This is a genomic window from Salmonella sp. 741265055_HSA, from assembly GCF_046569525.1.
GTDB lineage: Bacteria > Pseudomonadota > Gammaproteobacteria > Enterobacterales > Enterobacteriaceae > Salmonella > Salmonella enterica.
Genome location: NZ_JBKFSQ010000004.1, coordinates 96,422 through 111,739, shown reverse-complemented (window position 1 = coordinate 111,739; position 15,318 = coordinate 96,422). Strand labels below are relative to the sequence as shown.

Sequence of the window (15,318 nt, the reverse complement as noted above, 5' to 3'; positions counted from 1 at the left end):
CGTTAAGGCCAGGGATGAAAGATGAAACATTTACGCGTGGTGGCCTGCATGATCATGCTGGCGCTGGCGGGATGCGATAACAACGATAAAACCGCCCCGACGACTAAAAGCGAAGCGCCAGCCGTAGCGCAGCCCTCGCCCGCGCAAGACCCGGCACAGCTACAAAAGCTGGCGCAGCAAAGCCAGGGCAAAGCGCTCACGCTATTAGACGCCTCCGAAGCGCAGCTCGACGGCGCGGCGACGCTGGTGCTGACGTTTTCAATTCCTTTAGATCCTGAACAGGATTTCTCCCGTGTGGTTCACGTGGTTGATAAGAAAAGCGGCAGCGTTGACGGCGCATGGGAGCTGGCGCCAAATTTAAAAGAGCTAAGGTTACGTCATCTGGAACCTGAACGCGTGCTGGTGGTCACGGTTGATCCCGCCGTTAAAGCGCTGAATAACGCCACCTTCGGCAAGTCTTATGAAAAAACGATTACCACGCGTGATGTCCAGCCCAGCGTCGGCTTTGCCAGCCGGGGATCGCTGCTACCGGGGAAAATCGCGGAAGGACTGCCGGTCATGGCGCTTAACGTCAACCATGTTGATGTGAACTTTTTCCGCGTTAAGCCCGGATCGCTGGCGTCATTTGTCAGCCAGTGGGAGTACCGTAGTTCTCTCTCTAACTGGGAGTCCGACAATCTGCTGAAAATGGCGGATCTGGTTTATACCGGTCGTTTTGATCTTAATCCGGCGCGCAATACGCGTGAGAAACTGCTACTGCCATTAAGCGATATTAAGCCGCTGCAACAGGCGGGCGTATATGTGGCGGTAATGAATCAGGCTGGACACTACAACTATAGTAATGCCGCTACGTTGTTTACCCTTAGCGATATCGGCGTGTCCGCGCACCGTTACCATAATCGGCTGGATATCTTTACGCAAAGCCTGGAAAACGGCGCGGCGCAGTCGGGAATTGAGATCGTTCTTCTGAATGATAAAGGTCAGACGCTGGCGCAGGCGACGAGCGACGCGCAGGGGCATGTGCAACTGGAGGCTGATAAAGCGGCGGCGCTCTTACTGGCGCGTAAAGAGGGGCAGACCACGCTGCTCGATCTCACGCTTCCGGCTCTGGATCTGTCGGAATTTAATGTCGCTGGCGCGCCCGGCTACAGCAAGCAGTTCTTTATGTTCGGCCCGCGCGATCTCTACCGACCGGGCGAAACGGTTATCCTCAACGGATTACTGCGCGATAGCGACGGTAAAACGCTGCCCGATCAACCCGTTAAGCTGGAAGTGGTAAAACCAGACGGACAGGTGATGCGTACCGTCGTCAGCCAGCCGGAAAACGGGCTATACCGTTTGAATTATCCGCTGGATATCAACGCGCCGACCGGCTTGTGGCATGTCCGCGCCAACACCGGCGATAATTTGCTGCGGAGTTGGGATTTCCACGTGGAAGACTTTATGCCGGAGCGGATGGCGCTCAACCTGACGGCGCAAAAAACACCGCTGGCGCCTGCGGATGAGGTGAAATTCTCCGTTGTCGGCTATTACTTGTATGGCGCGCCTGCTAACGGCAATACCCTGCAAGGGCAACTTTTCCTGCGTCCGCTGCGCGACGCTGTTGCGGCGTTGCCTGGCTTCCAGTTCGGCAATATTGCCGAAGAGAATCTTTCGCGCAGCCTGGACGAAGTTCAACTGACGTTGGATAAAGGCGGACGTGGTGAAGTGAGTGCTGCCAGCCAGTGGCAAGAAGCGCATTCGCCGCTGCAGGTAATTCTACAGGCCAGCCTGCTGGAGTCTGGCGGTCGTCCGGTCACTCGTCGCGTAGAGCAGGCGATTTGGCCTGCCGATACGTTACCGGGAATTCGCCCACAGTTCGCCGCTAAAGCGGTATACGACTACCGTACGGATACCACCGTTAATCAACCGATTGTCGACGAAGACAGCAACGCCGCATTCGATATTGTTTACGCCAACGCGCAGGGCGAGAAAAAAGCGGTGTCTGGTTTACAGGTGCGGCTCATCCGCGAGCGTCGCGACTATTACTGGAACTGGTCGGAAAGCGAAGGCTGGCAGTCGCAGTTTGATCAAAAAGATCTGGTGGAGGGCGAGCAGACGCTGGATCTGAACGCGGATGAAACCGGAAAAGTCAGCTTCCCGGTGGAATGGGGCGCGTACCGTCTGGAAGTCAAAGCGCCGAATGAGACGGTCAGCAGCGTTCGTTTCTGGGCCGGCTATAGCTGGCAGGATAACAGCGACGGTAGCGGCGCGGCGCGTCCGGATCGCGTCACCCTCAAACTGGATAAAGCGAATTATCGTCCAGGCGACACCATGAAATTGCATATCGCCGCGCCGGTCGCCGGTAAAGGTTATGCGATGGTGGAGTCCAGCGATGGTCCGCTGTGGTGGCAGGCGATCGATGTGCCGGCACAAGGGTTGGATCTCACGATTCCGGTGGATAAAACCTGGAATCGCCACGATCTCTATCTCAGTACGCTGGTGGTGCGTCCCGGCGATAAATCTCGTTCCGCCACGCCAAAACGCGCCGTGGGGTTACTACACCTACCGCTGGGGGATGAAAACCGCCGCCTCGATCTGGCGCTCGAAAGCCCGGCCAAAATGCGCCCAAATCAGCCGCTCACCGTCAGGGTGAAAGCCAGCGTTAAACACGGCGAAATGCCAAAACAGATCAACGTGCTGGTCTCCGCAGTCGATAGCGGCGTATTGAATATTACCGATTATGCGACGCCGGACCCGTGGCAGGCGTTCTTCGGTCAAAAACGTTATGGCGCAGATATTTATGATATTTACGGCCAGGTCATTGAAGGGCAGGGGCGGCTGGCGGCGTTGCGTTTTGGCGGCGATGGCGACGCCCTTAAGCGCGGCGGAAAACCGCCGGTAAACCATGTCAATATCATCGCGCAGCAGGCGCAGCCGATCACGCTCAATGAGCAGGGCGAAGGGGTCGTAACGCTGCCGATTGGCGACTTTAACGGCGAACTGCGGGTTATGGCGCAGGCATGGACAGCGGACGATTTTGGCCGCGGCGAAAGCAAAGTCGTTGTCGCCGCGCCAGTGATTGCCGAGCTGAATATGCCGCGTTTTCTGGCGGGAGGGGATGTGTCGCGACTGGTGCTGGACGTCACCAATCTGACCGACCGTCCGCAGACGCTGAATATTTCTCTCGCCGCCAGTGGGCTACTGGAACTGCTTAGCCAGCAGCCGCAACCGGTTAACCTGGCGCCGGGCGTGCGCACCACCTTATTCGTTCCGGTACGCGCGCTGGAAGGTTTTGGCGAAGGCGAAATCCAGGCGACCATTAGCGGTCTGAATCTGCCGGGAGAAACCCTCGGCGCGCAGCATAAACAGTGGCAAATCGGCGTGCGTCCGGCCTGGCCTGCCTACACGGAAAATAGCGGCATTGCGCTGGCGCCGGGAGAGAGCTGGCATATACCAGAGCAGCATCTGGCCAATGTCTCGCCAGCCACGTTACAGGGACAACTGCTGTTAAGCGGAAAACCGCCGCTCAATCTGGCGCGCTACATTCGCGAGCTGAAAGCATATCCGTACGGGTGCCTGGAACAAACCACCAGCGGGTTATTCCCGGCGCTGTATACCAATGCCGCTCAATTGCAGTCGCTCGGCATTACCGGCGATAGCGATGAAAAACGGCGCGCCGCGGTGGATATCGGCATCTCCCGGGTACTACAGATGCAGCGTGATAACGGCGGTTTTGCGCTATGGGATAAAAATGGCGCGGAAGAGCCCTGGCTAACGGCCTACGCGATGGATTTCCTCATTCGCGCGGGCGAGCAGGGATATAGCGTCCCGCCGGAGGCCATTAACCGGGGCAATGAGCGACTGCTGCGCTATCTGCAGGATCCCGGCACGATGCTGATTCGTTATAGCGATAATACCCAGGCCAGTACTTTTGCCGCTCAGGCTTACGCCTCGCTGGTACTGGCGCGTCAGCAGAAAGCGCCGCTCGGCGCGCTGCGCGAAATCTGGGAGCGCCGTAGTCAGGCGGCTTCAGGACTGCCGCTGATGCAATTGGGCATCGCGTTAAACACGATGGGTGATGCCAGACGTGGCGAAGAGGCCATTACGCTGGCTCTGAATACGCCGCGTCAGGACGAACGGCAATGGATAGCGGATTACGGCAGTTCTCTGCGCGATAACGCTCTGATGTTGTCGTTACTGGAAGAGAACAACCTCAGACCGGACGCGCAAAACGCGCTATTAAGCTCGCTCTCTGAGCAGGCCTTCGGTCAGCGCTGGCTCTCCACTCAGGAGAATAATGCGTTGTTCCTTGCCGCGCATTCGCGACAGGCTAGCGCGGGCGCCTGGCAGGCGCAGACCTCGTTAGAGGCGCAGCCGCTGTCGGGCGACAAGGCGCTGACCCGTAATCTGGATGCTGACCAACTGGCCGCCCTTGAGGTGACGAACACCGGTAGCCAGCCGCTATGGCTGCGTCTGGATAGCAGCGGCTATCCCTCATCTGCGCCTGAGCCTGCCAGCAACGTTTTGCAGATTGAACGACAAATACTGGGAACAGATGGTCAGCGCAAATCGCTGTCCTCGTTGCGTAGCGGCGAACTGGTGCTGGTCTGGTTAACGGTAGTGGCCGATCGCAATGTGCCGGATGCGCTGGTGGTGGACCTGCTCCCGGCCGGGCTGGAGCTGGAAAACCAGAATCTGGCTGACAGCAGTGCCAGCCTGCCGGAGAGCGGTAGCGAAGTGCAAAATCTGCTTAATCAGATGCAGCAGGCGGATATTCAGCATATGGAATTCCGCGACGATCGGTTTGTGGCTGCCGTCGTCGTCAATGAGGGCCAGCCCGTGACGCTGGTCTACCTGGCGCGCGCGGTAACGCCGGGGACGTACCAGCTTGCGCAACCGCAGGTGGAATCGATGTACGTGCCTCAGTGGCGGGCAACCGGCGCGAGCGAGGGGCTGCTGATAGTGACGCCTTAAATGAACGGTTGGCGTGGTAAACGTGGCCGCTGGCTGTGGCTGGCGGGCGCGCCGCTTTTTATTCTTCTGGCGTTATGGGCGGCGGATAAACTTTGGCCGCTGCCGCTCAATGAGGTCCATCCTGCGCGGGTCGTGGTAGCCCATGACGGTACGCCGCTGTGGCGCTTTGCCGACGCCGGGGGGATCTGGCGTTATCCGGTGACGATTGAAGAGGTCTCTCCCCGCTACCTGGAGGCCTTAATCAATTACGAAGATCGCTGGTTCTGGCGGCACCCTGGCGTTAACCCTTTCTCCGTCGCGCGCGCGGCATGGCAGGATCTTACCGCCGGGCGCGTTATTTCCGGCGGCAGTACGCTGACTATGCAGGTGGCGAGACTGCTGGACCCGCATTCGCGCACGTTCGGCGGTAAAATCCGCCAGCTTTGGCGCGCCCTCCAGCTTGAATGGCATTTGTCCAAGCGCGATATCCTGACGCTGTACCTGAACCGCGCGCCGTTCGGCGGCACGCTACAGGGTATTGGCGCTGCAAGCTGGGCCTACTTCGGCAAGCCGCCCGCGCGCCTGAGCTACGCTGACGCGGCGCTGCTGGCCGTATTGCCGCAGGCGCCGAGCCGGTTACGTCCCGACCGCTGGCCAGCGAGAGCTGAAGCGGCACGAAATAAAGTGCTGGATCGGATGGCGGCGCAGGGCGTCTGGCCTGCCGAAACGGTACGCGAGTCGCGTGAAGAGCCGGTCTGGCTGGCGCCGCGTCAAATGCCGCAACTGGCGCCGCTTTTTGCCCGAATGATGTTGAGTAAAAGCCAGAACGACAAAATTGTGACCACGCTGGACGCCGGGTTGCAGCGGCAACTGGAAGATCTGGCGCGGGCATGGAAAGGGCGGCTGCCTGCACGCAGTTCGTTGGCGATGATCGTCGTCGATCATACCGATATGAGCGTGCGCGGCTGGGTAGGATCGGTAGACCTTAATGACGACAGCCGTTTTGGTCATGTCGACATGGTAACGGCGATCCGATCGCCGGGATCGGTACTCAAACCCTTTGTGTATGGTCTGGCGCTGGATGACGGCTTGATCCATCCCGCATCATTATTACAGGACGTTCCGCGCCGCACCGGAGATTACCGCCCGGGAAACTTCGATAGCGGATTTCACGGCCCGGTCAGCATGAGCGACGCGCTGGTACGCTCGCTGAATCTGCCTGCCGTTCAGGTGCTTGAAGCCTATGGGCCGAAACGATTTGCGGCAAAACTGCGTAACGTCGGCCTGCCGCTATATTTGCCTGCTGGCGCGGCGCCCAATCTTTCGCTGATTCTGGGCGGCGCGGGCGCGCGGCTTGACGAGATGGCGGCGGCATACAGCGCGTTCGCTCGTCATGGGAAAGCGGCGAAACTACGGTTACAGCCGGACGATCCGCTGTCGGAAAGACCATTAATGTCGCCGGGAGCGGCGTGGATCATTCGACGAATTATGGCGGATGAAGCGCAACCCTTACCGGATAATGCGCTGCCGCGCATTGTGCCGTTGGCGTGGAAAACCGGCACCAGCTACGGCTATCGCGATGCGTGGGCTATTGGCGTTAACGCGCGCTATATCATCGGCATCTGGACAGGCAGACCCGACGGCACGCCTGTGGTGGGGCAATTTGGTTTTGCCAGCGCGGTGCCATTGCTTAACCAGGTCAATAATCTGTTACTGGCGCATACGGGACGCCTGCCGGAAGATCCGCGTCCGCAGACGGTAAGCCGCGGCGTCATTTGCTGGCCGGGCGGACAGACTCTGCCTGCCGGAGACAGCAACTGTCGCCGCCGACTGGCGACATGGCTGCTCGATGACAGCCAGCCGCCCACGCTGCTGTTACCTGAGCAGGAAGACATCAACGGTATTCGTTTCCCGGTCTGGCTGGATGATACGGGGCGGCGTGTCGCTGCCGACTGTCCGCAGGCGCGTGCGCATACGTTTATCGTCTGGCCGCGGCCGCTGGAGCCGTGGCTGCCGCCTGCGGAAAGACGTAGCGCCCGCTTGCCCGCGGCGTCCGCTTACTGTCCGCCGCTACAGGGCAGTGATGCCGCGCCGTTAATGCTGTCAGGAGTGAGGGATGGCGCGGTGATCAGGCAATTGCCAGGCCAGGAAAACGTCACGCTGCCCGTCTCGACTACCGGCGGTAAAGGGCGTCGCTGGTGGTTTTTAAATGGCAAACCTGTTAATGGCGAAAATAATCGCCTTTCTTTATTACTCAATATCGCTGGACGTTATCAACTTGTCGTAATGGATGAGTCCGGTCAGGTTGCAGCGGTTAATTTTGAATTAATACGTTAACAACTCTTCAGAATAAATTATGAATTTCATTTAATTTAAAGTTAATGAGAATTATTAATTTTTCCGGAATTACCCTTAATGAGGGAGCTTGATAAATATCAAGAGATCTAACACTTAAAAACGTGAGAATGGGTTTTTATTTGACGAGTCGGATCATGAAAAATATAAAAAGCCAGGGAAATGGCGAACAGTCCACTATTTCCCGCCGCCATTTTATCCAGGCCAGCTCCGCGCTTATTGCGTTACCATTTGTCTCCTCGCCAGCTACCGCTCAGGTACGCGCTGTGACGGCAACTGAAAACCGGCCTGCGGAAAAAATCGTTCAGACATGCAGCACTTTTGACTGCGGGGGCAAATGCGATATTCGGGCGCATGTTAGTGACGGTATCGTGACGCGAATTTCAACGCGACCGGATAATGCGCTGGATGCGCAAATGCCGGTGATGCGTGCCTGTGTTCGTGGACGCGCATACCGTAAATTTGTTTATCATCCTGACAGACTTAAATATCCCATGAAGCGCGTAGGAAAACGCGGTGAAGGAAAATTCGAGCGAATTTCCTGGGATGAAGCGACAACCTTAATCGCCGATAATTTAAAATCGATTACTGAAAAATATGGCCCGGCTTCGCGCTATGTTCATGTTGGCACCGCCGTTTCCGGCGGCACCTTTTCCGGCGATAAAATGGCGCGTCGCCTGCTGAATCTGACCGGCGGCTATCTCGAAAGCTACCATTCTGTGAGTATGGGCAACACGGCGGCCGCGACGCCTTATACTTACGGCACTGCCGCCAGCGGCAGTTCGCTGGATACGCTTCTGGAGACCAAGCTGGTGATTCTGTGGGGCCATAACCCGACGGAGACCATTTTTGGTCATACCAACTATTTCTTGCAGAAGATGAAGCAGAACGGTACGCGGTTTATCGTGGTCGATCCGCGCTATTCCGACACCGTTTCGTCGCTGGCGGATCAGTGGATCCCGCTGCTGCCCACCACCGACAATGCGCTGATGGACGCGATGATGTACGTCATCATCAGCGAGAATCTGCACGATCGCGCATTTATTGCGCGCTACGCTATCGGTTTTGACGAAGACTCAATGCCGGAAGGCGTACCGGCTAACGAATCGCTGGTGGCGTATCTGACCGGCGCCAAAGACGGTGTCGTTAAGTCCCCCGAGTGGGCGGAAAAGATCACCCATGTGCCGGCGCAAACCATTCGCCAGTTAGCGCGTGATTACGCGAATACCAAACCCGCCGCGTTGATTCAGGGGTGGGGACCACAGCGCCACAACTGCGGCGAGCGCACCGCGCGCGGCTCGACTCTACTGGCGACCATTACCGGTAATGTCGGCATCAAAGGCGGTTGGGCTGCGGGTTATGGCGGCTGCGCTAACCGTCAATTTGCCGCGGGTCCGGAGATGCCGGATAACCCGGTAAAAGCCAAAATTTCGGTGATGAACTGGGTGCAGGCCGCAGACGACGCCAGCAAAGTGACGCCGGATATTGGACTGAAAGATGCCGATAAGCTGGACAGTAACATCCGTATTCTGTTCTCGCTGGCCGGGAACTATCTGGCGAATCAGAACCCCGATCTGCACCAGGCGGTACGCGTACTGGAGGATGAATCAAAGATCCAGTTTATTGTCGCCAGCGATCTGTTTATGACGCCGAGCGCGAAATACGCTGATCTACTGCTGCCGGAAACCAGTTTCATGGAACGCTGGAACATCGGTGAAACCTGGGGCACGGCAAGCTACCTGATGCTCTCTGAAAAACTGATCGAGCCTGAATTTGAGCGGCGCTCCGACTACGACTGGCTACGTGAGGTGGCGGCGAAATTAGGCATTGAGAACGAATTTAGCCAGGGGCGCGATGAGAAAGCGTGGATTGAACACATCTGGGAACAGACGCGCCTGGCGATGCCGGACGAAAATCTGCCGGATTTTGCCACGCTGCAAAAGACCCGTCAGCATCTGTTCAAAAGCGCGCCATTTATCGCCTTTGAAGACAATATTCGCGATCCGGACAATCATCCGTTCCCGACGCCGTCAGGGAAAATAGAGATCTTCTCGAAGCGCCTGTACGACATGCAGCATCCGGAAATCCCGGCGTTGTCGCACTACGTTCCCGCGCATGAAGGCCCGGAGGATGCGCTGGCGAAAGATTTTCCGCTCCAGTTAATTACGTGGAAAGGAAAAAACCGCGCCAACTCAACGCAATACGCTAACCCGTGGCTGATTGAAGTGCAGCAGCAGACATTGTGGATCAATCCGCAGGATGCGCAAAAGCGCGGTATTACGCATGGCGACATGGTGCGCATTCATAACTCACGCGGGATTTGCGAAATCCCGGCGGAAGTGACGCCGCGCATTATTCCCGGCGTTGTCGCGATGCAGGCCGGCGCCTGGTGGCAGCCGGATGAGAACGGTATTGATAAAGGCGGCTGTGCGAACGTCCTCAGCTCGGCCCGTATTACCGCGCTGGCGAAGGGAAATTCACATCAAACCATGCTGGTGGAGGTGGCTAAAGCATGAGTCAGTTTACACATTACCCGCCGGTGAGCGATAAACAACTGGGGTTTTTCATCGACTCCTCACGCTGCTCCGGTTGTAAAGCCTGCCAGGTGGCCTGCAAAGACAAAAACAATCTGGAAGTAGGCCGTCGTTTCCGCCGCGTCTATGAAGTCAAGGGCGGAAGTTTCATCCCGACCGGGCAGGGCGGGGTCAGCAATAACGTATTTGCTTATACGCTTTCCATTTCCTGCAACCACTGTGCGGACCCTGTCTGCACCAAAAATTGCCCGACTACCGCTATGCATAAACGCCCGGGCGACGGCATCGTGCGCGTTGATACCGACAAATGCGTCGGCTGTGGCTATTGCGCCTGGTCCTGCCCTTACGGCGCGCCGCAGCTTAACGAGCAGACCGGCCAAATGTCCAAGTGCGACATGTGCGTTGATTTACTGGCGAAAGGTGAACCGCCCGTCTGTGTCGCGACCTGTCCGCTGGAGGCCATCAAGTTTGGCCCGATTGATGAACTGCGCGCGAAGTACGGTAGCGTATGCGACGTTAACGGGCTGCCAGATTCATCCATAACCAAACCTAATCTGGTTGTCAAAGCGCATCAGGGCGCAGAAAAAGAGGGTAAACGCCATGCATGAGTTACCGCTGCTGATTTTTACGCTCTGTTTGCAAGGGTCCGTGGGCGTGACAGTGTGGCTGGCGCTGGGCCGCCAGTACGCCGTAGAGGGACGCGTGCCTGCACGCGGCGCGCTTCCCGCGATGGCGGGGGCGTTTGTACTGGCCTGCGTAGGGCTGCTTGCTTCAGCGCTGCACATGGGCTATCCGCTGAATGCGCTAAATGCGTTACGTCATGTCGCCAGTTCGTGGCTGAGTCGCGAAATCGTCTTTGCCAGCCTTTATCTGGCGGCGCTGGGGCTAGGGGTTGTGCTGCTGTTTTTCCGAAAGCCAGGCTGGCAGCCGCTGCTGGCGCTGGCGGCAGCGTTCGGGCTGGTGGATGTATTCTGCATGGCGCAGGTTTATATCCATGCCTCGGTGGCGACCTGGCAGCATAGCAACACGCTGGCGCTGTTCTTTGGCACGTCAGGCATTATCGGCTCGGTAGCCATTGCGCTGGCTTATCTGCGCAACGCTGGGGCCGCAATGCGCTGCGCTGTGGTGGTGGTCGTACTGATGGTGCTGATTCGCCTGATCATGCAGCCGCTATGGCTGGCGGATATTAATGTGGTAGATACGACGGTCGTCACTTTCCCGCATCATCCGCTACAGGCGCTGGCGCAGTTGCGCGACATCTATCTTCTCGGCTGGTGTGTCTCAGCGGCGGGAATGCTCTGCTTTGCCGCAGGCGGTCTGCGAAACGCCAGCGGGACTCTGGTGGCGGGCAGCGTATTGCTGCTTCTCGGCGAGATTATGCTGCGCTACGTCTTCTTTAGTATTGGATGATGGTTAACCTGACGATCGATCCGGCGGTAGACGTGACGCAGGCCTGCGTCCGTCGTCGCTTTCGTTTTTCTTCCTGCCGCGCTTGCGCCGATGTTTGTCCGGCGCAGGCGTTTTCGCTGGCGCAGGGGCAGGTCAGCATAGATACGACGCGCTGCATAGCCTGTGGCGACTGTCTGTTTGTCTGTCCTGTTGACGCCATTACCGGTATCAAACCGGTTAAACGCTTTGTGCAGGGGGATACGTTGGTGGGGCCGTTTTCGCTACAGGCGCCAACGGTCGATGAACTGCTTCTCTGGCATAGCCAGTACGGTATTCGCTTTATTGATATTGCGGTGGAGCGATCGGCGCAGTGGCTGATGGCGCTGGCGGGGCTAAATTTAGCGCTGCGCCGCTATGGCGAGCCGGGCTGGTCTTTCAAACACGTTGTCGGCGCGGAGATTAACGCCTCGCGGCGCACTCTGTTTCATGTTCCGCGCGACGCCATTACCCCGGGCGCCGTCGAGCCGGGGAAACGGCGTCTCAGACAGGCGTTTTCCGCGTTCAGCGAATGCGTACCCGAAATCAGTCCGCAAGAGTGCAGGATGTGCGGCGCCTGCTGGCGAAGCTGCCCGGAAAACGTTATCCAGTTTGACGACAATACCCTGACGATAGCGGCGGCGCGTTGTACGGGATGCGGCGGCTGTGCGGCGGTATGTCCGCATCAGGCGCTGCGGCTGCGGTTTGACGTGGAACCCGCCTCAACGCGGCATAGTGCGGTGCATACGCTCACCTGCGAAAGCTGCAAACGTACTTTCCATGCACTCACGCCTGAACACACGCACTGCGTGCTGTGTCAGTCCCCTGAGTTTGCTGTGCGCCTTTAACTTTTGTTGCTAATGCTCATTTTATTTTAAAAAAATGTTACCTGCATCCATAGGCAATTGATGGGATGCTCTTTATAATCCGCGCCTGACATAACAACAGAACATATTTCAGAGGTAAACATGGCTATTGAACGGACTTTTTCCATCATTAAACCCAACGCGGTGGCAAAAAACGTTATTGGCAGCATCTTTGCGCGCTTTGAAGCTGCAGGGTTCAAAATTGTTGGCACTAAAATGCTGCACCTGACCGTTGAGCAGGCGCGCGGCTTCTATGCTGAGCACGACGGCAAGCCGTTCTTTGACGGTCTGGTGGAGTTCATGACCTCTGGCCCTATCGTGGTATCCGTGCTGGAAAGTGAAAATGCGGTACAGCGTCACCGCGATCTGCTTGGCGCCACCAATCCGGCGAACGCGTTGGCGGGTACGCTGCGCGCCGACTACGCTGATAGCTTAACTGAAAACGGCACCCACGGTTCGGATTCGCTGGAATCCGCGCAGCGCGAAATCGCCTTTTTCTTCGGTGAAGGCGAAGTGTGCCCGCGCACCCGTTAATCTCCTTCGTCTTTCACGCTGTAAATGCGTTGGCGATAAATTATCGGTTCAAATATTATTTTCGCTAATGCCGCGTGCAGACGTGGCATCCTTACGCCAGAATTTGTACAATGCAGCGCCCCCGGATGAGCAGTAAGCTTACCGGGGCGTTTCTTTTTTCAACCCTCCAGGGGCCATAACGTGTAATAACGAGGCCGGAATAGCATATGTCTGAACAAATTGTCACACCTGAAAGCAGTACCCCGGTAGTTCTTAACAACGAAACGAAAATCAACCTGCTGGATCTCAACCGTCAGCAGATGCGCGAGTTTTTTAAAAACTTAGGTGAAAAGCCTTTCCGCGCCGATCAGGTGATGAAATGGATGTATCACTATTGCTGCGATAATTTTGATGAGATGACCGACATCAACAAAGTGTTGCGCGGCAAATTAAAAGAGGTCGCGGAAATCCGCGCGCCGGAGGTCGTTGAAGAGCAGCGTTCCTCAGACGGCACCATTAAGTGGGCGATTGCTGTCGGCGATCAGCGCGTTGAAACGGTCTACATTCCGGAGGACGACCGCGCTACGCTGTGTGTCTCTTCACAGGTAGGGTGCGCGCTGGAGTGCAAATTTTGTTCAACTGCGCAGCAGGGCTTTAACCGCAACCTGCGCGTATCGGAAATTATCGGTCAGGTCTGGCGGGCGGCGAAAATCGTCGGCGCGGCCAAAGTCACCGGCCAGCGTCCGATCACTAACGTGGTCATGATGGGGATGGGCGAGCCATTGCTTAACCTGACCAATGTCGTACCGGCGATGGAAATTATGCTCGATGACTTTGGTTTCGGCCTGTCCAAACGTCGTGTCACGCTCTCAACGTCCGGCGTGGTGCCTGCACTGGATAAACTGGGCGATATGATAGACGTTGCGCTGGCTATCTCCTTACATGCGCCGAATGACACTATTCGCGACGAAATCGTCCCGATCAACAAAAAATACAATATCGAAACGTTCCTGGGCGCGGTTCGCCGCTATCTGGAGAAATCCAACGCCAATCAGGGGCGTGTGACGATTGAATACGTGATGCTTGACCACGTCAACGACGGCACTGAACACGCGCATCAACTGGCGGAGCTACTAAAAGAGACGCCTTGTAAGATTAATCTTATTCCGTGGAACCCGTTCCCTGGCGCGCCGTATGGCCGCAGCTCTAACAGCCGTATCGATCGCTTTTCTAAAGTTTTGATGAGTTATGGTTTCACGACCATCGTACGCAAGACGCGTGGCGATGACATTGATGCGGCGTGCGGACAGTTGGCAGGCGATGTGATTGACCGTACTAAACGTACCCTGCGTAAGCGTATGCAGGGAGAGGTGATTGACATCAAGGCTATTTGATAGCAGTTGCGCCACTGTGCATTCATTATATCGTGGCGCAATGTCAGTTGAATAATGTCTGGCGTTGTACTTGTCTGGTCAATAATAACGGTGCGTTTTTGTCGACTTTAAGGCAGTATGTAATGGTGCAACAAGAGTTTAGCCTTGTGTCTTAGCGGTTTTGTCATCTGCGGCCTGACAGGCTTATACTGTCTGACTAAGGTTAACTAACCTGATGTTTCGCGGTGTGGGCGGGCATTACGGCTCGTCGGCGCCTGAATCCTAATTTACACGTACCTGTAGCTGTAGCGAATGAATACTGAAGCCACGCACGACCAAAATGAAGCACAAACCACCGGCGTTCGTCTGCGCAATGCCCGTGAACAACTCGGACTCAGCCAGCAGGCTGTCGCTGAGCGACTTTGCCTGAAGGTTTCTACGGTACGCGATATTGAAGAAGATAAGGCGCCGTCCGATCTTGCTTCAACCTTCCTGCGTGGATATATCCGTTCATATGCGCGTCTGGTGCATGTTCCAGAAGAGGAACTGTTGCCGGGGCTGGAAAAGCAGGCCCCGCTGCGCGCCGCCAAAGTTGCTCCGATGCAGAGTTTCTCATTAGGAAAGCGTCGCAAAAAACGCGACGGCTGGTTAATGTCTTTTACCTGGCTGGTACTGTTTGTGGTCGTAGGGCTGACCGGCGCCTGGTGGTGGCAGAACCATAAGGCGCAGCAGGAAGAGATCACGACAATGGCCGATCAAAGCACGGCTGAACTGAACGCAGATAAAGACAGCGGCCAAAGCGTACCGCTGGACACCCGTGACGCGACAAGCCAGGATACGACGCCAGCGCAAACGGCTCCTGCGGCGCCGGTTGATTCGACGACGGCGATGCAAACGCCAGCGCCAACGGCGGCGGCGACGCAAAATACGGTAGTCGCGCCTTCGCAGGCGAATGTCGATACGGCTGCGACATCTGCCGCGCCAGCGGCAACGGAAACGCCGTCCGCGCTGCCGACCAGTCAGGCTGGCGTAGCGGCGCCTGCTGCCGATCCGAATGCGCTGGTGATGAATTTTACCGCTGACTGTTGGCTCGAAGTCACTGACGCCACGGGTAAGAAGCTGTTTAGCGGTATGCAGCGTAAAGATGGCAATTTAAACCTAACCGGTCAGGCGCCTTATAAACTTAAAATTGGCGCGCCGGCCGCGGTGCAGATCCAGTATCAAGGAAAACCTGTCGATCTGAGCCGCTTTATCAGAACTAATCAGGTTGCGCGTCTGACCCTTAATGCCGAACCAACACCGGCGCAGTAACAGACG

Annotated in this window: 9 protein-coding genes; all 9 read left to right on the top strand. The window is 56.8% G+C overall.

Annotated features, from left to right (window positions below; translation table 11 throughout):
• The first annotated feature begins 21 nt into the window (after positions 1-21).
• The gene (locus ACLD4K_RS03740; RefSeq protein ID WP_411011405.1) at positions 22-4,956 is read left to right on the top strand and encodes an alpha-2-macroglobulin family protein; all 4,935 of its coding nucleotides are present in this window, start codon (positions 22-24) and stop codon (positions 4,954-4,956) included.
• The gene (gene pbpC / locus ACLD4K_RS03735; RefSeq protein WP_411011404.1) at positions 4,957-7,272 is read left to right on the top strand and encodes a peptidoglycan glycosyltransferase PbpC; all 2,316 of its coding nucleotides are present in this window, start codon (positions 4,957-4,959) and stop codon (positions 7,270-7,272) included.
• A 155-nt stretch (positions 7,273-7,427) separates the two neighbouring features.
• Entirely contained in the window at positions 7,428-9,806 is a 2,379-nt protein-coding gene (locus tag ACLD4K_RS03730; RefSeq protein WP_411011403.1) for a DMSO/selenate family reductase complex A subunit, read from the top strand.
• Positions 9,803-10,432 carry a DMSO/selenate family reductase complex B subunit gene (locus ACLD4K_RS03725; protein ID WP_000077436.1) on the top strand — a complete coding sequence of 210 codons (630 nt, stop codon included), beginning with the start codon at positions 9,803-9,805 and terminating at the stop codon, positions 10,430-10,432. Before ACLD4K_RS03730 ends, ACLD4K_RS03725 begins: the two co-directional genes overlap by 4 nt.
• Positions 10,425-11,234: a dimethyl sulfoxide reductase anchor subunit family protein gene (locus ACLD4K_RS03720; protein WP_411011402.1), complete on the top strand. Its 810-nt coding sequence runs from the start codon at positions 10,425-10,427 to the stop codon at positions 11,232-11,234. Before ACLD4K_RS03725 ends, ACLD4K_RS03720 begins: the two co-directional genes overlap by 8 nt.
• Entirely contained in the window at positions 11,234-12,097 is an 864-nt protein-coding gene (locus ACLD4K_RS03715) for a 4Fe-4S binding protein (RefSeq protein WP_411011420.1), read from the top strand. The genes ACLD4K_RS03720 and ACLD4K_RS03715 overlap by 1 nt, the downstream gene beginning before the upstream one ends.
• Positions 12,098-12,217: 120 nt before the next feature.
• Positions 12,218-12,649, top strand: a complete 432-nt coding sequence (ndk, locus tag ACLD4K_RS03710) for a nucleoside-diphosphate kinase (RefSeq protein ID WP_000963846.1) — start codon at positions 12,218-12,220, stop codon at positions 12,647-12,649.
• A 206-nt stretch (positions 12,650-12,855) separates the two neighbouring features.
• A complete protein-coding gene (locus ACLD4K_RS03705) occupies positions 12,856-14,022 on the top strand; it encodes a bifunctional tRNA (adenosine(37)-C2)-methyltransferase TrmG/ribosomal RNA large subunit methyltransferase RlmN (RefSeq protein WP_000003206.1) in 1,167 nt (388 codons plus the stop codon).
• 291 nt (positions 14,023-14,313) lie between these two features.
• Entirely contained in the window at positions 14,314-15,312 is a 999-nt protein-coding gene (rodZ, locus tag ACLD4K_RS03700) for a cytoskeleton protein RodZ (RefSeq protein ID WP_411011401.1), read from the top strand.
• The last annotated feature ends 6 nt before the right edge of the window (positions 15,313-15,318 follow it).

What these genes read in the sequence shown, in the direction of transcription:
- ACLD4K_RS03740 (WP_411011405.1), top strand. Translation starts at nt 22, where the DNA reads ATGAAACATTTACGCGTGGTGGCCTGCATGATCATGCTGGCGCTGGCG.
- pbpC (WP_411011404.1), top strand. Translation starts at nt 4,957, where the DNA reads ATGAACGGTTGGCGTGGTAAACGTGGCCGCTGGCTGTGGCTGGCGGGC.
- ACLD4K_RS03730 (WP_411011403.1), top strand. Translation starts at nt 7,428, where the DNA reads ATGAAAAATATAAAAAGCCAGGGAAATGGCGAACAGTCCACTATTTCC.
- ACLD4K_RS03725 (WP_000077436.1), top strand. Translation starts at nt 9,803, where the DNA reads ATGAGTCAGTTTACACATTACCCGCCGGTGAGCGATAAACAACTGGGG.
- ACLD4K_RS03720 (WP_411011402.1), top strand. Translation starts at nt 10,425, where the DNA reads ATGCATGAGTTACCGCTGCTGATTTTTACGCTCTGTTTGCAAGGGTCC.
- ACLD4K_RS03715 (WP_411011420.1), top strand. Translation starts at nt 11,234, where the DNA reads ATGGTTAACCTGACGATCGATCCGGCGGTAGACGTGACGCAGGCCTGC.
- ndk (WP_000963846.1), top strand. Translation starts at nt 12,218, where the DNA reads ATGGCTATTGAACGGACTTTTTCCATCATTAAACCCAACGCGGTGGCA.
- ACLD4K_RS03705 (WP_000003206.1), top strand. Translation starts at nt 12,856, where the DNA reads ATGTCTGAACAAATTGTCACACCTGAAAGCAGTACCCCGGTAGTTCTT.
- rodZ (WP_411011401.1), top strand. Translation starts at nt 14,314, where the DNA reads ATGAATACTGAAGCCACGCACGACCAAAATGAAGCACAAACCACCGGC.